Origin of the sequence: Sediminibacterium roseum (assembly GCF_009939005.1) — a bacterium.
Lineage (GTDB): Bacteria > Bacteroidota > Bacteroidia > Chitinophagales > Chitinophagaceae > Sediminibacterium > Sediminibacterium roseum.
The window spans coordinates 1252540-1271860 of the sequence record NZ_JAACJS010000015.1; the positions used below are offsets into that span (position 1 = coordinate 1252540).

A 19321-nucleotide genomic window follows, 5' to 3' on the forward strand; every position below is an offset into this window, starting at 1 on the left:
ATTGTGCAAGACGGCATTTGGGGAAGAAATAATCATTCTTTTTCGTTTGTATCAGGCTGATTACCAAGTCATATCAAACGATAGAATCGCTTCATGAAATTCAGGTGCCCGTAGCGCTGCTTTAAGCCCTTTTTAAGTAATTTCCGCAAACAAAATCCAAGAATCCGTGTGTTTATGAGAAGGAATGTAAGGAGAGCCTGTTCTACTGTGGCAAAGACTTTACCAAAGTTACGAACGGGCCTGTGTTTGGTTTTTCTTCTTTTGTGTGCTGCGCGTGCATCCGCTCAAACATACAACATTACCATCTGCAGCGGCGAAACGCTGAATTTTACGCCAACCTCGTTGGGCCCGCCAAGTACCGAAACCTATAGGTGGCCGCTGCCTTCTCAAACAGCTTTCACAGATGCGACGGCACAGAACACTTATCAGACTTCGGTCAACCAAACTATTACCAATTCAAGCAACGTTGCAAGGCAGGTAACCTACGCGGTCCAGTCTTTTTCAGGTGTGTATAACTTCACACTGGTTGTAACCGTGAACCCCACCCCTACTTTTACTTCCAGTCTTTCAACTACCTCTATTTGCAGCGGCGGCACGTTCAGCTTTAATACATCGAGTCCCGTGGCCGGTACAACCGCAACCTGGACAAGATCTGTCACATCCAACATGACCCCAGGCTCCAGTTCGGGAGCTGGTTCGATTATAGAAACACTCACGAATACAAGCATTAACCCTGCGGTTGCAACCTATACCATTTCATTGACCTCAACAGGTTGTGGTAATACACAGAACGTTTCGGTAATTGTTAATCCCCTGCCTACCATCAACAATACAGCGCCGAACAGTGTGTGCAGCGGCGTCCTTTTCACCTATGCCGCTTCATCAGGGCAATCGCCGGTAAATTTCACATGGCAAAGGCCGATCGTGGGTGGCATCACCAATACAACGGGAACAGGGTCTTCGAACAGCGTCAATGAAACATTGGTAAACTCAACAACGGCGCCTGTTTCGGTGAATTATGATTTTACCTTGACGAATGGCACAACAGGTTGCAGCAACACAGAAACCGTAACCGTGAGTGTAGTGCCCACCCCAACATTGACAAGCGCCACCACTGTTACAGTGTGCAGCGGTTCGGTGCTGGTCTATAACCCTACTTCATCCCTTGCCGGCTCTAGTTTTGACTGGACACGCGCCGCTACGCCAAACATCACACCCAACTCATCTTTCGGGAACGGCAGTGTGAATGAAACGCTTGTAAATACAGGAACCACAGCAGCCTCGCCTTCTTATGTGTATAATGTAACCAAAGCGGGTTGCAGCAGTACACAAACCGTAACGGCAACGGTAAATCCCTTGCCTGCATTGAGCAGCACGGTTACACCGCCGGCGTTGTGCAGCGGAACCGCGTTTAACTATACGCCCGCTTCTATCCAGGATCCGAATGTGAATTATTCGTGGGTTCGCAACACGCAGGCCGGTATATCGAACAGCGGTACCTCAAATACAACACCGATCAGCGAAACGCTCATCAATACAACCAACGCGACCATCTCTGTTTTGTATACCTACACGCTCACCAATTCGCTTACAGGTTGTATCAACACACAAAACCTCTTTATTGATATTAACCCTATTCCTACGGTCAGCAGCTATACGTTATCTGTTTGTAACAACAACGGTTTCGCCTCTGCCCCTGCAGGCGCTGCGCCGGGAACAACGTTTACATGGGTAACACCTACCATGACGCCAGCCGGTGTTGTAACAAGCGATATTGCCGGTGTTACAGCCCTTACTTCGCAAACGGCGCCACAACTTTTTGTTAACCAGGCATTGCTCCACAACACAACAGGAGCACCGGTTGATGTTACTTATACAGTGAAACCAAACCTCGCAGGCTGCATCGGAAGCGACTTTACGGTTATTGTGAACGTGTTGAACACCGTTACGCCTGTAGACATTTCGTCAAACAGTTTATCGGTTACACCATTCTGTTCCAATATCCCTTCCAATTTCAATTACAATGTTGCTACCAGTTCGATGCCTGCAACCTTTTCGTGGCAGCGTTCGTTTGTGGCGGGTATTACGAACTCTGCCAATTCCGGATCGAACATAAGTGCGCCGAACTCGATCGTTGAAACACTGGTGAACAATACTACCGCAGATGTAACTACTTACTATGCCATCACGATCAAAGAAACTGCGAGTGGTTGTACAAACGGGTTTATCGTAAGCGCGCCTGTAAAACCGGTTGCATCCATGACGTCTTCGCTTACGCCTGTTGCGATATGCAGCAACACTGTTTTTAATTATACACCAACGGCCGATGTTCCTTCAACAACATTCAGTTGGTCCCGTCCGTCGGTAACGGGCATCAGTCCTGGTACAACGTTTGGCAGTTCTGGAAACCCTGCTGAGACATTGGTCAATTCCACCACTGCGCCTATCTCTGTGAGCTATGTGTATACACTTACCACACCGGGTTCATGTACGTCTAATGCAACCGTGGTATTGTCTGTTAACCCTGCTCCTACTTTGTCGAGCCCCATCACATCAACAGGCGTGTGCAGCAACAGTGCGTTCAGCTACACAGCAACCTCTGCTACAACGGGAACTGTGTTCAGCTGGAGCAGGCCGCTTGCAGCGAACATAAGCAACGGCGCGGCTACGGGTGTGAACAACCTGATCAACGAAACATTGATCAACAGTTCGAGCACCGTTGCAACTGCCGTTTACAATTTTTCTTTGCTGGCAAACGGTTGTACCAACGCGCAAACGGTTACCATACCCATCAATCCGATTCCATCCATCACCAACAAGAGTGATGTGATCTGTACGAATACCAGTTTTTCCATTACTCCATCCGGTGTTGGTGTTCCCGCAGGAACGCAGTATTCGTGGGCGGCACCTGTAAGTGTTGCTGCGGGTGTTGTTACAGGAGGATTAACTGCAACGTTGCAGAACAGCATCAGCCAGACATTGCAGAATACGACAACTGCACCCGGAATATTGTACTACACCGTTACACCGGTTGCCAATGGTTGCGCCGGGCTGGATTTTACGGTTGATGTAACAGTGAATCCAAAGCCTGTTATTTCTACGCCCGTAACCATTCCTGCGGTGTGCAGCGGATCCGCATTTACATACACACCACCTTCCGTTCCGGCAACAACTGCTTATACATGGAGTGCGCCAACATACAGTCCGCTCGGTGGTTTAACCGGTGGTGGAGCCTTGAGTAACCAACCTGTTGTATCGCAAACATTGGTGAGCACCGGAACTGTTGCTGCCACCGCGTCTTATACAATCATTCCCGTGGCTGCGGGTTGTGTGGGTAATACATTTACATTGAATGTTCCTGTTAACCCGGTTCCTATTGTATCATCACCTGTCAATACATCGGTTTGTTCGGGCAATGCATTTTCAACGACCATCACAGGCGTGCCTTCGGGTACAACGTATACGTGGACGACGCCCGCCGTTACACCGTTCGGATCAGTAACAGGAGAGAGTGCGCAGGCAACGCCGGTTTCAACTATTTCGCAAACGATCACAAACAACACTTCATCTGCCGCAACAACTTTGTATACCATCATCCCCGTAAGTGCAACATGCACAGGTGGTGCGTTTTCATTGAATGTGACCATCAACCCATCCACCCAACTCAGCAGCAGCCTAACTCCTGCAGCCATCTGTAGTGCAGGCACATTCAGTTATGCGCCAACGAGCGCAACATCGGGCACAAGTTTCTCATGGACAAGGGCCGTAGTAGCGGGCATCAGCAATGGTGTTGCTACGGGAATCAACAACCCGCTCGAGGTGTTGACGAATGTGACAGCCGCACCCATCACGGTTACTTATGTATATGCATTGAGTACCGCTGCGGGATGTACCAATTCACAAACCGTTACAGTGGTTGCCAACCCGACACCGAAAATGAGTATCTCTTTGACACCGGCAGATGTATGCAGCGGCAATCTTTTTTCTTACACACCGGTTTCTGCTACTGCGGGTACGAATTTTTCCTGGAACAGGCAAGCCATCACCAACATTACCAATGCAGCGGCAAACAGTAACGGCGCGGTGAATGAAACCCTGGTGAATGCCTCGCTCGCGCCAATACAGGTTTTGTACGATTATACCCTGCTTGCCAACGGCTGCAGCAATACCGAAACGGTAAGGGTCAACATCAACCCGGTTCCAGTGGTAAACAGCCAGGCTTTGTCGATCTGCAGCAATACAAGTTTTACAGTAGCGCCAGCCAACGTTCCATCCAATACCCTGTATACATGGGGCACCCCAACAAGCAATCCGGTTAACGTTGTCAACAATGGTTCTGCACAGGCAACGCCACAACCGACCATCAGCCAGCTGCTTTTCAACAATACAACAGCACCCGGCAATCTTGTTTACGCAGCCATTCCTGCAGCGAGCGGTTGTGCCGGACAACCATTTACCATCACCGTTACCGTAAACCCGGTTCCGAATGCAGGCAACGCAACGCTTGCCGCGGTATGCAGTGGCAGTCCGTTTACTTACACCCCTGCAGGTTTGCCGTCGGGAACCGTATTCAGCTGGAGCAGCCCCGCGATCTCACCCGCAGGCGGGCTCACGGGTGGAAGTGCGGCCGCTTTGAAAACATCGGTCAGTCAGACATTGGTGAGCAACAACAACATCGCGAACAATGCAGTATACACCGTTACACCGCTCGCAAATGGGTGCACAGGCAGTACGTTCCAGGTAACGGTGCCGGTTAATCCTGTACCTGTGGTAAACAACCAGACGCTTGCCATATGTTCTGGCAATGCGTTTACCGTTACGCCCACTTCTGTTCCTGTTGGCACGCGGTATACATGGATCACGCCTACAGATACACCTTTTGGATCGGTAACAGGAAGCAGCTCGGAGGTAACACCGCAATCATCGATCTCGCAAGTGTTAACCAACACTACAACGGCTGCGGTACAGACACTGTATACGGTTACACCTTCGGTGAATGGTTGTACGGGTAATGATTTCACGATAACGGTTGGTATTAACCCTGGAACACAACTGAACATCAGCACCACTGCACCAGCTGTTTGCAGCAATACACAATTCAGTTACGCCGCAGCAAGTAATACGCCGGGCACAAGCTTCCAGTGGACAAGAGCCGTGGTTGCAGGCATCAGCAATGTTGCACGCGCGGGAACGAACAACCCGCTGGAAACGCTGGTGAACATCACAACACAGGCGATCACTGTTACCTATGCGTATACACTTACCACGCCTGCAGGTTGTACCAACAACGAAACAGTAAGTGTTCGAGTGAACCCTACGCCATCACTCACAAGCCTTCTTAACCCGGCCGCGATCTGCAGCGGTGCGCAATTCAATTACAATCCGACGGCTGCATTAACCGGGACCTCGTTCGCGTGGACGAGGGCTGCTGTTGCATTCATCAGCAACACAGCGGCATCGGGTACCAACAATCCTGCAGAGCTGCTTGTAAATACTTCGGTGAATACGGTGAACACGTATTATGATTATACGATGACCGCAAACGGATGTACGAACACGGAGCGTATAACCGTAACGGTAAACCCAACACCAACCATTGCCAATCAAACCACTGCCACCTGCAGCAATGTAGCCTTCAATTATTCACCAGCGAATGTTCCCGCAGGTACGCTGTATACATGGACGTCGCCAACGATCAACCCGCTCGGATCGATCTCCGGCGGAACGGCAGAACCGGGCGGCCAACCATCCGTTGCACAATTGCTCATCAACCAAACATTGAACACGGCCATCGCGCGTTACCGTGTAACACCGGTAGCCGGGGCATGTACGGGCGCCGATTTCTTTGTGGAGGTAACGCTGAACCCCGCGGCATCCATTTCAAACCAGATACTTGCCGCGATCTGTAGCGGAACAACGTTTACCTATACGCCATCGAATGTTCCCGCAAATACGGTGTATACATGGAGCAACCCGGCTGTTAGTCCGGCCGGAGGTTTAACCGGCGGCAGTGCAGAAGCGATCGCCAAAACCTCGATCTCGCAAACGCTGAGCAGTTCAAACAATGTTGTAAACAATGCGGTGTATACGGTTACGCCATCAACAAATGGTTGCCTGGGGCAAACATTCAACCTTTCTGTTTTTGTGAACCCTACGCCATCGGTAACCAATATGAAGGATACGATCTGCACGGGTTCGTCTTTCTCTCTGACCGCAGCGTCTCCTGTTCCATCGAATACGTTGTATACATGGGCAACGCCGTTGACCTTCCCATTCGGATCGATCGTTGGCGGAACGGCACAACCATCGCCTGCCCCTACTATTTCCCAAACCTTGTTTAACACAACAACAGCACCCGCACAGGCAGTATACACGGTTACCCCGCAGGCCGGCGGCTGCGTGGGAAATCCGTTTACGCTGAATATTGTGGTGGGTGCGGTACTCCCGGCCATCCCGAACCAGGCCGCAACCGTGTGCAGCGGTGCAGCATTCAATGCCACGCCGGGTAACCAACCGCCCAATACAACTTACACATGGGGTACGCCAGGTGTTGCGCCAACCGGTTCTGTAACGGGTATCAGTGCGGCAAGTACGCCGCAGGCTGCGGTGAGCCAGGTGCTCGATAACCTCATCACCACCAACAGCACCGTGGTATATACGGTTACCGCCAAAAACAGCGGATGCATCAGCAACAGCTTTACGGCAACAATCACGGTGCTGCCTGTACCTCGCACCTTTGTGACCGGGAAACCGGAGATCTGCCGTTATCCGTTCGATACCTTATCGGTCAGCTTTACCGGCTCGTCGCCATGGGGCTTTACTTATTTCGACGGAACCACAAACACACCACATGTGATCACCGGTATTACCACAACGCCTTACCAACTCGTTGTTCCTTCATCGCCCAATGCATCCCGAAAGTTGTCGTTCCTGAATGCATCGCACAACGGTTGCACGAACGTGAAAGACACCGTTTACTTTTCGCAGGTCATCAATTCGCTGCCGGTTGGTGTGATACATTCGTTGCACGGGCCTTATATCTGTAATGATATTGCCGATACCATGTTTGTGACATCGCCGGAGGTGCTTACCTACCAATGGACAAGAAACGGCACAGTGATCAACGGGGCAACCGATGATTCCATCGCAACCAATGTTCCGGGGCGTTACAATGTTCAGCTGGTGAACCAGTTTGGCTGCAGGGATACCGCCGCTGTGTTCCAGCCAAAAATATACATACCACAACCGGTGCTCCGTTTGCTGTACGATACCTATTGCATCAATGTTCAGATGAACATCACCAACATCACCGATACCAACCTGATTGGACCAACCATGTGGCAATGGACATTTGACAACGGAGCATCTGTTTCATCGCAAACAGGTTTCCATGGCAATGTGACGTTTACAACGGGAGGCGACCATCACATCAGGTTAAAGGCAACGCAGTTCTATTGCCCGGCAAACCCGACTACGTTCGATACCACGATAAACATAAGGTTCCCTATCGCGGGTGTGACGATGCCCTCCATCAGCGCGTACAAAGGGCAATCAACGCCCGTTGCGGTGCGTAGCCTGCCGGGTTACAAATACAGGTGGACACCGCCGTTTGGCATCAACAACCCCGACAGTGCGAGCACATTCTTCAACAACCAGAATACACAGCAATATGTGATCAACCTGATCTCACCCGCGGGATGCGTAACCAACGATTCATTGCTGATAAGGGTGTTTGATGACAAACTGGTAGAGATCCTGATACCAAAATCGTTCACGCCAAATGGCGACGGCATCAATGATATACTCTACCCGTACCTGTCTGGCATCAAAGAATTCAAATATTTCAGGATTTACAACAGGTTCAACCAGTTGATGTTCGAAACAAAAAACCACGATGTGGGCTGGAACGGAACGTTGAATGGTACACCGCAACCGATGGCTATCTATATTTGGGTTGCCGTTGGCATCGGGCTTGATGGAAGCACGGTGGAAAGAAAAGGACAAGTGCTGTTATTGAGATAATGATTACCAAAAACTATGATTGACCAATGAGACAGAGATTTTTTAGTGGAACGGGGTTGTTGATCTGCATCATCTTATGCAGTACGGTTGCTGCGCAGGACCCGATCTTCTCGCAGTTCTATTCATCGCCGCTGAGCGTGAGCCCTGCACTGGCGGGTAATGGCGATGCAGACTGGCGCATCGTTGGCTTACACAGGAGCCAGTGGATCGCATCGGGTATCGACCCGCTAACCACATCGTCTATTTCGTTTGATGGAAAATTGTTCAGGCAAAGAGACAATGAGAAAAATTATATCGGCGGTGGTGTTTTGTTCCTGCAGGACAAAGGTTTGGGCGGTGCGTACAAAAGCAATTCGTTCACGGGCATTTTAAGCTCGCATGTGAGCCTGGATGGCGAAGACATGCACGGGCTCTCGCTTGGCCTTGGCGGAACCTATTCAAACACGATGATCGATTTTAACCAGCTTGATTTTGCAAGCCAGTTGTCATCTTCCGGTTTCAACAGAACACTGCCCACATCCGAGCCATACCTGAGCCAGATCAAACCCTATTTTGCAATGTCGGCAGGTATTGCATATACCTATTCATCAGAAACATCCGGTTTCGACATCGGCGTATCGGGTTACCGTTTTTTTAAAACGCAACGCTCGGCCCTGAACGACCCGAACCAACTCGATCCCGCACGCTACAACATACACGCAAACTACCAGAGCTACCTGTCAGAAAAATTCGTGTTCAATGCGGCGGCCCTGTACGTGATGGAAAGCAACATCACTTCCTACACTTTTGGCGTAAACATAGGAACGATACTTGCGCAGGGCGACCAGGTGCAGCCTACGGTTCTCAACACCGGTTTGTGGTACAGGAAAAACGAAGCGGTGGTTCCTTATGTAGGACTTATGATCGGCAATGTAACAGGTGGATTGAGTTATGATGTGAACACGGGTTCCTCAAGTTCACTGGGCTCACTGAAAACTTTTGAGTTCTCACTCATCTTCAGATCGCCACAGCGAAAGGCGAACCCTATTCCGTGCCCGTGGAAATAATTGAGGCGACGCCGTGAGGCTGAACCTTACCGGAAACAAAAAGACCGATGAAACACATCGGTCTTTTCTATTGATAAACTTTGAGATCGGTTTGATTTTGATCTTTTGTTCAACTGCGCTTTGCAACTAGCGTTTGAGATCAGAAACATCCACGCGCGAAGGCGTTTCTTTTCCACTCACGATTCCTTTTGAGCTCAGGGCGATCGCTTTGATGATGCGCGCCATGTTGTCCATATCAAGCGTGCCTATCTCATCACTCACCTTGTGGTAGTTGGGTTCGCTGTCCATTTTAGAAGTGGAGATGGTGTGCGCAGGAACGCCAAGTCTTGCAAGCGTGGCATTGTCTGAGCGGAAGAACAGTTGTTGCGTAGGATAAGGATCGGGATAGAATGTAAACCCTGTTCCATCCAGGTTGCCCTGCAATAGCTTGCCCATATCGGTTCTTTCATAACCGGTGATGTAGGCAGAGTTGGTGCCCCATTTGCTTTCCGTTCCGATCATTTCGATGTTGAACATGGCTTTTACGTCTTCCGGCTTGAATTGTTTTGAAAAATAACTTGCGCCGTAGCCTCCCACTTCCTCGCCTGTAAATGCGCAGAAAACAAGAGTGCGTTCGTTGTTGTTGAGCGCTTTGAAATATTTAGCCAGCATGATCACGGCAGTGGTTCCTGCGGCATCATCATTTGCGCCATTGTAGATAGAATCTTTTACGGGATTACCGTCTTTGTCTTTCCCTCCCCTGATGCCCAGGTGATCGTAGTGGCCCGAAAAGATTACGTACTCATTCTTCAGGCTCTTCCCAGGTAAAACGCCCAGCACGTTCTGCAAAGAAAGTTCTGCGAAACTGGCTTCAACAGAAAATTTCTGCGGGTCGGTTGCGGTTAACACGATCACCGTTGTTCTGTCTGACTGCATCGACGGCCTTCCGCCTGCAGACTGCATGCGTGAGAAGGTGGCGGCGAACGAGGTATCCAGTACAACCAGGTAACTTTTGGTACCGGTTGTATATTTCCGAAGTTCCATATTGAGGTTTGCACCTTTGGGAATGGTTACTTTTTCAAGTCCCGAGTTCTCATTGATCTTAACAGCAGATTTACCGCTGAGCACCATTACATTTTTTGCATCAAACGGCGCACCATCGATCGTTACCGAGATGGAAGATGGTTTGCCACTGATCATGTTTGGTATTTTCTGCAGAAAGGTTCCGCTGTTGTTCCAGGTCTGAAGGCCGGCTTTTTTAAATTCGTCCGCAATAAATGCAGCCGCTTTGTCGATGCCCGGTGAGAACGTGGCACGTCCCTCCATTGCATCAGACGATAATGTTCTTTCTATGCGTTCCACTTCTTTTGCATTAAGGATCTTATCGATATCCTGGGCAAAAGAAACCGTTGCTACTGATCCCAATAACAACAACAAACTGATCTTTTTCATTCGGGTGTTTTTTTGTGGCATTAAATGTAGTGGATTATTAGGATTGAGATAGGTTTATTTGTTTAGCGATCCGTAGCTTGCTACTGCAATTTGATCTTGCCTTTATAAAGCTGGTCTACCGGAAACACCAGGTCCCAATCCTCACCCCAGACAAGGTTGCCGTTTTCAACTGCAAATTTTTTAAACATTCCCGGTTTTTTGTACTTTTCTAAGAAGCTATCCTGGAGCTTCTCCAAAAACGGCCCAAAGTCAACGATCTTGTTTTTTCCATCGCTAAACCCAATAGAAACCCTGAAGCCATCCACGTAGGTTGCCTTCTTCACTTTTATCGGTTTAACATACTCTTCTTTGTTCATTTTATCTCCCTGGAGATTTTTTCCATTTTGATAGCTTTACCTGCTCTGAAATCTTCCCATTTTTGTTTGATTTCTCCTTGGTACGTCCAAACAAATTTCCTGATTTTTTCCCGTTCTGCCGGGGTTAATTTTTTAGTTTTCCTGTTCGCCATCCTGATGTGAAGCCCTATCAGCCTGTTCTTAACAAACTCCATTTCAACTTTTACCTCTTTATCTCCCTTCTTTAATGGCAATGAACAGGCAAATGGTCATTGCTGTAGAAAAAGAAAATGAAACCCAGGTAGTCAAATAGTTTCGGCATAATAACCATGCAAAGATCCACGCAAAAAACATACGCTGCATTGACAACATGTCAATGCAGCCATCTCCTATCAACTTCCTGCATCATAAAAAAAGCCCCAGCTTTTCAGTTGGGGCCAAACAGTTTTTTTAATATCACAACACGCAGCAGCTACTTTTACGTTTACGCTATTTACAAACTCATCATTTCCTTAAACTTCACCGTTTGCCTCCTGCTCACTTCAATTTTCTCTCCGCCTTTCAGGTCAACCAGCAGGCCGCCGTTGAAATAAGGTTCGATCTTTTCGATCCAGCGGAGGTTGATGATGTGTTTGCGGTTGGCGCGGAAGAACATCCTGTCGTCGAGCCTTTCTTCGAGCGCATTGAGCGATTTCAGGATGAGTGGCTTGTGCGTTCCGAAAAACACTTTCGCGTAGTTGCCCACGCTTTCAAACAAACGGATCTCGCCGAGTTTTACGAACCAGCAGCGTTCTCCGTCTTTCACAAATACCTGGTCGTATTCTGTAAGCGGTCCGCGGTTTACACCACCGATGCCAACGTTTTCTTTGAAGATTTCTGCCTGCAGTTTTTGTATCGCATCTGCGAGGCGTTTGGGCTCGATGGGTTTGAGCAGGTAATCGAGCGCATTTACTTCAAATGCCTTGATCGCATATTCATCGTAAGCCGTGGTGAAAATCACCCTCGGCGCCTTCTCAACTTCGGCAAGCAGGTCGAAGCCTGTTTTGCCCGGCATCTGGATATCGAGGAAGATCAGATCGGGGTTGAGTGTCTCGATCTTTTCAATGCCATCATCTACGTTCGCCGCTTCTTCTATTACCTCAATGTCAGAATGGTCCTGCAACAATTTTTTTAACTCATTGCGTGCCAGCCTTTCGTCGTCAATAATAATTGCTTTAATCGCCATAACTCGTATTTATTAAAACAGAATTTTAAACATGGAATTCCTGCACAGGCATTTTCACCTTGGCTTCTACCATATCGTTTTGCGTATTGGTAATGGCAAAGGTAGCTTTTCCTCCAAAAAGAAGTTTCAGCCTGTTGCGGGTACTGCTGATGCCGAAGCCATCGCTTGTAGCGCTCTCTGCACTCATCTGCCCGGTATTCTGAACGATGAGTTCGTGGTTGTTATCCCTGTAATCGGAGATCACGCGCACCAGTCCACCTCCCTTCTGCTTGCCAATGCCATGTTTGATCGCATTTTCTACCAATGTCTGCAACATCATTGGCGGTACGGGCTGGTCCAGTGTGTCTTCGTCGATATCGTATTCGATCCGTAACCTGTCTTCAAAACGGATGTGCTCCAGTGCGAGGTAATCTTTTACGATATTCAACTCCCTTTCAAACGGCACCGTTTCCAGTTTCTCTGCCTGCATACTGCTGCGCAGGATATTGCTCAACGCGGTTATGGCCGTTCTTGCCCGCTCGGGGTTCTCATCCACCAATGCCCGGATGCTGTTCAATGCGTTGAAAATAAAATGGGGATTGATGTGCGATTTGATGGTTTTGAGCTCCAGTTCTTTTACCAGGCTCTCCAGCCTTGCCTTCTGGATCTCCGTTTTAGAGCCCAGCTCCACGTAATGCCAGATATAATAGGCCGAGAACCAGACGAGGATCAGCGGCGAATCGAGGATCAGGTTGTACAAGAAACGTTTTTCAACAGAGACCTTGATCTTAGGATCGTATTTCTTCGACCATTCAACCACCGCGCTGTTGGCAAGGTTGAACAATACAATGATGCTGAGCACCACCACGGTGAGCAACAGCCATTTCTGCTTGATGATCGGCGGGCGGAGGTTGAGCCCAACCAGCAGCTCCCTTAAAATATGGGTGAAAACAAGGCCGACCAGGATCGTGATCGCGATCCGGGGATAAAGTATGTCGTTGGTCTTATTGTCGAAAATAAATGCGAAGAACACCATGGTCAAGCCATAGAACAACCAACCACCTAACTGACAACACCAGTATAATGAAGATTTACTTCTCATGTTAAGACAAATATAGAGTGAAACGCCTCCAAAAGCATAGTGAATTGGGATTAATGGCAAAAAGGGCGGCTGTCTGGTTTGGCAGAGGCGGCGGAGCGGGAGCTGGGCGGTGAATGCGGTGATGCCGGGCAAAAACACGGGCAACCGCATGGCCCGCGGCCTTTTCAGCGTTTCGGGTCAGGGTCATTTTCTCCATTCACGCCAAACTCACCCCTTCAAACTCCAAACTAAACACTATTTTTACATATAAATCTCCGTGCTACATGCAGATAAATCCCGGTCCGCTTTTACAGGCCATCGATTCGCCTGAAGACCTGAAAAAACTCAACCGCAGCCAGTTACACGAAATATGCGATGAGCTCCGCCAGTATATTGTGGATGTGGTGAGCGTTCACGGCGGGCATTTTGCCGCCAGCCTGGGCGTGGTTGAATTGAGCGTGGCGCTTCATTACGTGTACAATACGCCGTACGACCAGCTCGTATGGGATGTGGGCCACCAGGCATACGGTCATAAGATCCTTACGGGCCGCAGGGATAATTTCGTCACCAACCGCAAATACAAAGGGCTCAGCGGTTTTCCAAAACGCAGTGAAAGTATATATGATACGTTTGGCGTGGGACACTCGTCCACTTCCATTTCTGCGGCATTGGGTATGGCCATGGCTGCCAAGTACAAAGGAGAGGACAGGAAATCGGTTGCCGTGATCGGCGATGGATCGATGACAGCGGGCATGGCCTTTGAAGCGATGAACCATGCGGGCGTTGCGGATAGTGATGTGCTCATCATCCTGAACGACAACTGCATGAGCATCGACCCGAATGTGGGTGCGTTGAAAGAATACCTGACCGATATCAGCACATCCCCTACCTACAACAAGGTGCGCGACGAGATCTGGAACATACTGGGCAAGCTCCCCGTGGGAAAGAACTTTACACGCGATATGGCCGGCAAACTGGAGGCGAGTGTGAAAAGCGTTGTTACCAAAAGCAGCAATTTATTTGAGGCGCTCAAGATCAGGTATTTCGGGCCGATAGACGGGCACAACATCACGAAGCTGGTTGATACCTTAACCGACCTCAAAAAAATACCAGGTCCCAAGCTGCTGCACATTGTAACGGTAAAGGGAAAAGGTTATTCGCTTGCGGAAAAGGACCAGACCAAATGGCACGCGCCGGGATTGTTCGACAAGGTAACGGGCGAGATCTACAAGAAAAAAATAGACGCACCGCAACCACCCAAATACCAGGATGTTTTTGGCCACACCATGATCGAGCTTGCAGAAGCGAACGACCAGGTAATGGGCGTAACACCTGCCATGCCCAGCGGTTCATCCCTCAAATTCATGATGGAAAAAATGCCGCACCGCGCATTCGACGTGGGCATCTGCGAGCAGCATGCCGTAACCCTGAGCGCCGGCCTGGCAACACAGGGAATGCGGGTGTTCTGCAACATCTATTCATCCTTCATGCAACGCGCCTACGACCAGGTGGTGCACGATGTGGCCATTCAGAAACTGCCGGTTGTATTCTGCTTAGACAGGGCCGGGCTCGTTGGCGAAGACGGCCCGACGCACCACGGCTGTTACGATATTCCTTACATGCGCTGCATCCCGAATCTGGTGGTGAGTGCGCCGATGAACGAGCAGGAATTGCGCAACCTCATGTACACCGCCCAGCTCGCAAACAACAACCATCCTTTCGTGATCCGCTATCCACGCGGAGAAGGGATGATGCCCGAATGGAGAACGCCATTTGAAGAGATCACGATCGGCAAAGGAAGAAAATTGAAAGACGGGAAAGAGATCGCGATCCTCAGTTTTGGACATCCCGGCAATTTTGCGCAGGCAGCCATCCGCGAATTGAGAACACAGGGAATCGATCCCGCTCATTACGACCTGCGATTTGTAAAACCGATAGACGAGGACCTCCTTCACGAGGCATTCGGCAAATACAAAAAGATCGTGACCGTTGAAGACGGTACCGTTGTTGGCGGGTTCGGCAGCGCCATCCTCGAATTCATGAGCAAACACAACTACCAGGCAGAAGTGAGAATACTCGGCATCCCCGACAGGCTCGTGGAACACGGCACACCAAAAGAACTGCACAGGGAATGCGCCTACGATGCACAGGGCATAGCAGATGCAGTGAGGGAACTGATGAAAGAAAAAGTTTCAGTACTGGCCGGATAGTTGCTAAAAGAAAGTAGGATCACCAGAATACAAAAATCAGTAAGGCAGGGAACAATGTTTTGATCCCTGCCTTACTGATTTGTTTTTTAAAATGCTTATTCTTCGGTAGCAGCGTCTTCGGTGCCTTCGCGGTTGTTTTCTTCGCCACCAATCGTTTCATCGTCTGCAACTGCGCCTTCGGCCTGGAGGTCTTCTTCGCGGTTCTCGTTCCATTCTACGATGAAGTTGTTCATACCCTGGCCAACAAGGAGTTTCATAAATTTCTGCTGCGATAGTTCCAGTATAGACAAAAACAGGAATATGGCGTGGATCCTGTCCTGGCACACTTCAAACACTTTCTCAAAAGAAACCGTTTTTTCGCGTTGCACGGTATGGAGCATGTAGTCGCGGCTGCCTTCCATGGTGTAGTTGTAGCGAACCACGGTGTGCACGGGTTTGTTCTGGCGTTGTTGTACGCGGAGCATCACTTTTTCAAACGCTTTCATGAGTTTGAAAAGGGTGATGTTCTGTATCTCTGTTCCTTCCGATGCTTCTTCGCCGATCATGGCTATCTCCCGCTGCAGGTTGCCGCGTTTGATCATGAGCATGCGCTCGGCCTCCATCTCAGCCATTTTAGCGGCCGCCTCCTTGAATCGTTTGTATTCGAGGATCTTGTCGATGAGCTCCTGGCGCGGGTCGATCTCATTACCCTGTGCATCAATTTCTTTGCGCGGCAACAGGAGACGGGCCTTGATGCGCATCAGCGTAGAAACAAAAAGAATAAACTCAGAGCTCAGCTCAATATTCAGCTTTTCGCCCTGGTGTATGAATTCAAGGAAATCATTGATGATCTTGGTGATGGGGATATTGTAAATATCCAGCTCATCCCGCTCAATAAAAAACAACAGAAGGTCGAACGGCCCTTCAAACTGATCCAATTTGATCTGGTAACTCACATTATTCACTGTCGGTAGCTTTAGGTGCAAAGAAAACTGAAACGGCGCCAAATATAGGTGTGGCGGGGCATTATTTATCCACGTTTGCCCTTACCCGTTGTTTTTCTTTAAAGTGTCCCTGATCTCCATCAACAACTTATCCGTACCGGAAGGTTCCGCCGGTTTAGGGGCCGGTGCCGGCTCTTCTTTTTTCATGCGGTTGATGGCTTTGATAACGAGGAACATGCAGAATGCCACGATCACAAAATCGATGAGGTTGGTGATGAATTCCCCATATTTGATCACCACCGCATTCACCGCCTTACCCGAAGCATCTACCGTTGCCGCCTTCAATTCATATACCTGGTCGTTGAAATTAACGCCACCGGTGAGCAGCCCCACCAACGGCATAACGAGGCCATCGATGAACGAGGTTACGATCTTTCCAAAAGCCGCACCCATTACAAAAGCGACGGCAATATCAACCAGGTTTCCCTTAACGGCAAACTCTTTGAATTCTTTGAACATTCCCATAGTAGCAAGTTTTATTGGTTATTGATTATGGATTAATTTTTCCGCGGATCGCCTGTCGGCCTCCTCCAGGTCCGGGTACTTCATCTTCAAAGAAGTAAGCAATTCGTGCAGCGCCTTTGCCACAAGGTATTCCTTGTACCAGTTCTGGTCTGCCGGAATGATCTGCCACGGGATCCTGTTGCAATATCTGAAACAATCTTCATACATTTTCACATAGGTTTTCCAGTGTTTGGCGTCTTCAAAATCGCTTTCGTTGTGCTTCCATTGTTTCTGCGGGTTGTGAACACGCTCCTGCAGGCGGATCTGCTGTTCTTCGGGCGAAATGTGTAAATAGAATTTCAGGATGTGCGTATCGCTGTTCGCCAGCAGTTCTTCAAAAGCATTGATGGATGCCATTCTTTTCTTCGCTTCCGTATCACCAATCATTTTATGAACACGCGTTACGAGTACATCTTCGTAATGTGAGCGGTTGAATACCTGTATCATTCCCCTGGCAGGACAGTGATTGTGTATCCTCCACAGAAAATCATGCGCCAGTTCTTCTTCAGAGGGTGCTTTGAAAGATTTTACCATTACGCCCTGCGGGTTGAGTTTGCCAAGCACATTTCGTGTAACGCCGTCTTTACCGCTTGCATCCATTCCCTGGAAAATGAGCAGCACTGCGTGTTTCGATTCCGCATACAGGAGGTTCTGCAGGTCATCGAGCTCGCTGAGGATCTTTTCTGTTTTTGTTTTGATCTTTTCTTTCACAGATCCTTTGGGTGCGCGTGTGCTTATTTTATCGAGATGGATCGCCACTTATATAAGTTTTACTAAAATTATCCAATTGCTTTTGTAAAACCGCCAACTTTGAAACAAATTAAACTACTTGAGAGATAAATTATTCAACTGGGCGCTGTTCACTATACTGTCGCTTATCTGGGGCAGCTCCTTTATCCTGATGAAAGCGGGTATGAACACCTTAACCGCGTACCATGTTGCATCGATCAGGATCCTCAGCGCAGGCGTGGTGCTCATTCCTTTTGCGTTCAGGGCGCTGAAGCAGGTTCCTAAAAACAAACTGGTTTTGGTGATCCTGTCTGGCCTGCTTGGCAGTTTCTTCCCTGCTTATCTTTTTTGTATCGCCGAAACCAGGATCGAGAGTTCACTGGCGGGTATCCTCAATGCGCTCACTCCCCTGTTCACCATATTGGTGGGTATCGCTTTTTTCCAGCTTAAGGCAAATGTTCAGAAGATCATCGGCGTGCTGATCGGTTTTGGCGGGTTGTGCCTGCTGGTGGCGCCATCGGGCAACATCAGTTTTGAGCACTTTACACACATCATGCTTGTATTGCTCGCCACGCTTTTATACGGCATCAATGTAAACATGGTGGGGCGGCACATGCAGGGCGTGGGCTCGATCAACATTGCGGCGCTGGCCTTTACTTTCCTGATCGTTCCAACGATCGTGATCCTTTATTTCACCGGTTATTTCCATTTGCCGTTAACACACAAAGACGTGATGCTTTCTACACTTGCATCATCCGTTCTCGGCATCGGTGGAACCGCCATCGCCTCCATACTTTTTTACATGCTTGTAAAACGCGCCGGTACGCTGTTCGCCTCTATGGTTACGTACGGCATTCCCTTCGTAGCCGTTCTCTGGGGCGTATGGGGCGGCGAACAGGTTACGTTGTGGCAGATGGGTTGCCTGGGCATCATCCTGGCGGGTGTGTACCTGGTAAATAAGAAGAATTAGCCGTTTAACCGGCAATTAAACGCTTAGAAAGGAAAAGGGTCCAAGAAGCAAACAATGTACCTCCCGGACCCTTTTTAAAGATTCAATCTCTTTACCAACGACGCTATACCGTCATCATCTCTTTCTCCTTCGCGGCCAGGTGCTTGTCAACAAGCACGATGTATCTATCGGTAAGCTGCTGCACATTGCCTTCGCCGTCTTTGGATTCGTCTTCGCTAAGGCCGTCTTTCTGTAATTTCTTGATGCCTTCGATCGCGTCGCGGCGTATGTTGCGGATGGCCACTTTAGAATGTTCGCCTTCCCCGTTTGCTTTTTTGAACAGCTCTTTTCTTCTCTCTTCGGTAAGCGGCGGAAGGAACAGCCTGATCTGGTTACCGTCGTTCTGCGGTGTAATGCCGATGTTGGCCTGCATGATCGAACGCTCTATCGGCGCCAGCATGTTTTTTTCCCATGGCTGGATGCTGATCGTACGCACATCCAGCACCGTTATATTGGCCACCTGTGCAATAGGTGTTGGTGAACCGTAATAATCTACATTGATGCCATCCAGCATAGACGGGCTCGCCTTGCCCGCACGGATCTTTGTCAGCTCTGTTTCCAGGTGGCTGATGGCTTTCTTCATCGCCTCTTCTGCATCTTCCACTATCAGTTGTAATTCTTCCGACATAACGCTTCGTTTTTGAATGGGCGAAAATAGTAAAGAGTTGGGAGTTTTAAGTTAGGAGTTTGATGTATACAGCCGTTTTTACCCAAAATTCAGTGGAAACGCCAAACTACCGACTTAAAACTCCTAACTCCCTTATATT

At 49.1% G+C, this 19321-nt stretch carries 13 protein-coding genes; 4 read left to right on the forward strand and 9 right to left on the reverse strand.

Annotated elements, in window-relative coordinates:
• The first annotated feature begins 174 nt into the window (after positions 1-174).
• Positions 175-8022 (forward strand): PKD-like domain-containing protein, encoded by a 7848-nt coding sequence (locus GWC95_RS16635; RefSeq protein ID WP_161819843.1) that lies wholly within the window; start codon positions 175-177, stop codon positions 8020-8022.
• A 26-nt stretch (positions 8023-8048) separates the two neighbouring features.
• Complete coding sequence (locus GWC95_RS16640) at positions 8049-9068, forward strand: PorP/SprF family type IX secretion system membrane protein (protein ID WP_161819844.1); 1020 nt, start codon at positions 8049-8051, stop codon at positions 9066-9068.
• Positions 9069-9194: 126 nt separating this feature from the next.
• Here the strand turns inward: GWC95_RS16640 and GWC95_RS16645 are convergent, their stop codons facing one another.
• The 5 genes from GWC95_RS16645 to GWC95_RS16665 form a co-directional block, all read right to left on the reverse strand.
• The gene (locus GWC95_RS16645; protein WP_161819845.1) at positions 9195-10499 is read right to left on the reverse strand and encodes a M28 family peptidase; all 1305 of its coding nucleotides are present in this window, start codon (positions 10497-10499) and stop codon (positions 9195-9197) included.
• An 80-nt stretch (positions 10500-10579) separates the two neighbouring features.
• Complete coding sequence (locus GWC95_RS16650) at positions 10580-10855, reverse strand: DUF2442 domain-containing protein (protein ID WP_161819846.1); 276 nt, start codon at positions 10853-10855, stop codon at positions 10580-10582.
• Positions 10852-11088, reverse strand: coding sequence for a hypothetical protein (locus GWC95_RS16655; RefSeq protein WP_161819847.1), 237 nt, complete (start codon positions 11086-11088; stop codon positions 10852-10854). Before GWC95_RS16655 ends, GWC95_RS16650 begins: the two co-directional genes overlap by 4 nt.
• Before the next feature lie 239 nt (positions 11089-11327).
• Complete coding sequence (locus GWC95_RS16660) at positions 11328-12059, reverse strand: LytR/AlgR family response regulator transcription factor (RefSeq protein WP_161819848.1); 732 nt, start codon at positions 12057-12059, stop codon at positions 11328-11330.
• A 25-nt stretch (positions 12060-12084) separates the two neighbouring features.
• The gene (locus tag GWC95_RS16665) at positions 12085-13074 is read right to left on the reverse strand and encodes a sensor histidine kinase (protein ID WP_237722186.1); all 990 of its coding nucleotides are present in this window, start codon (positions 13072-13074) and stop codon (positions 12085-12087) included.
• A 329-nt stretch (positions 13075-13403) separates the two neighbouring features.
• Between GWC95_RS16665 and dxs the strand changes: the two genes are divergently transcribed.
• Positions 13404-15329: a 1-deoxy-D-xylulose-5-phosphate synthase gene (gene dxs / locus GWC95_RS16670; protein WP_161819850.1), complete on the forward strand. Its 1926-nt coding sequence runs from the start codon at positions 13404-13406 to the stop codon at positions 15327-15329.
• Positions 15330-15424: 95 nt separating this feature from the next.
• On the opposite strand, the gene GWC95_RS16675 is transcribed toward dxs, so the two are convergent.
• From GWC95_RS16675 to GWC95_RS16685, 3 genes are all read right to left on the reverse strand, one after another.
• Positions 15425-16273, reverse strand: coding sequence for a segregation and condensation protein A (locus GWC95_RS16675; RefSeq protein WP_161819851.1), 849 nt, complete (start codon positions 16271-16273; stop codon positions 15425-15427).
• A gap of 81 nt (positions 16274-16354) precedes the next feature.
• Positions 16355-16777, reverse strand: a complete 423-nt coding sequence (gene mscL, locus GWC95_RS16680) for a large-conductance mechanosensitive channel protein MscL (protein ID WP_161819852.1) — start codon at positions 16775-16777, stop codon at positions 16355-16357.
• An 18-nt stretch (positions 16778-16795) separates the two neighbouring features.
• Entirely contained in the window at positions 16796-17575 is a 780-nt protein-coding gene (locus GWC95_RS16685; protein ID WP_161819853.1) for a PPK2 family polyphosphate kinase, read from the reverse strand.
• Positions 17576-17645: 70 nt separating this feature from the next.
• On the opposite strand from GWC95_RS16685, the gene GWC95_RS16690 reads away from it, so the two are divergent.
• Entirely contained in the window at positions 17646-18515 is an 870-nt protein-coding gene (locus GWC95_RS16690) for a DMT family transporter (protein ID WP_161819854.1), read from the forward strand.
• Positions 18516-18618: 103 nt separating this feature from the next.
• Here GWC95_RS16690 and frr read toward each other — a convergent pair whose 3' ends face one another.
• Positions 18619-19182, reverse strand: a complete 564-nt coding sequence (gene frr / locus GWC95_RS16695) for a ribosome recycling factor (protein WP_161819855.1) — start codon at positions 19180-19182, stop codon at positions 18619-18621.
• Between the last annotated feature and the right edge of the window lie 139 nt (positions 19183-19321).

Bases quoted from the DNA above. Each gene is read 5' to 3' on its own strand.
- GWC95_RS16650 (WP_161819846.1), bottom strand. From the start codon at position 10,855: ATGAACAAAGAAGAGTATGTTAAACCGATAAAAGTGAAGAAGGCAACC.
- GWC95_RS16635 (WP_161819843.1), top strand. From the start codon at position 175: ATGAGAAGGAATGTAAGGAGAGCCTGTTCTACTGTGGCAAAGACTTTA.
- dxs (WP_161819850.1), top strand. From the start codon at position 13,404: ATGCAGATAAATCCCGGTCCGCTTTTACAGGCCATCGATTCGCCTGAA.
- frr (WP_161819855.1), bottom strand. From the start codon at position 19,182: ATGTCGGAAGAATTACAACTGATAGTGGAAGATGCAGAAGAGGCGATG.
- GWC95_RS16660 (WP_161819848.1), bottom strand. From the start codon at position 12,059: ATGGCGATTAAAGCAATTATTATTGACGACGAAAGGCTGGCACGCAAT.
- GWC95_RS16645 (WP_161819845.1), bottom strand. From the start codon at position 10,499: ATGAAAAAGATCAGTTTGTTGTTGTTATTGGGATCAGTAGCAACGGTT.
- GWC95_RS16665 (WP_237722186.1), bottom strand. From the start codon at position 13,074: ATGGTGTTCTTCGCATTTATTTTCGACAATAAGACCAACGACATACTT.
- GWC95_RS16640 (WP_161819844.1), top strand. From the start codon at position 8,049: ATGAGACAGAGATTTTTTAGTGGAACGGGGTTGTTGATCTGCATCATC.
- mscL (WP_161819852.1), bottom strand. From the start codon at position 16,777: ATGGGAATGTTCAAAGAATTCAAAGAGTTTGCCGTTAAGGGAAACCTG.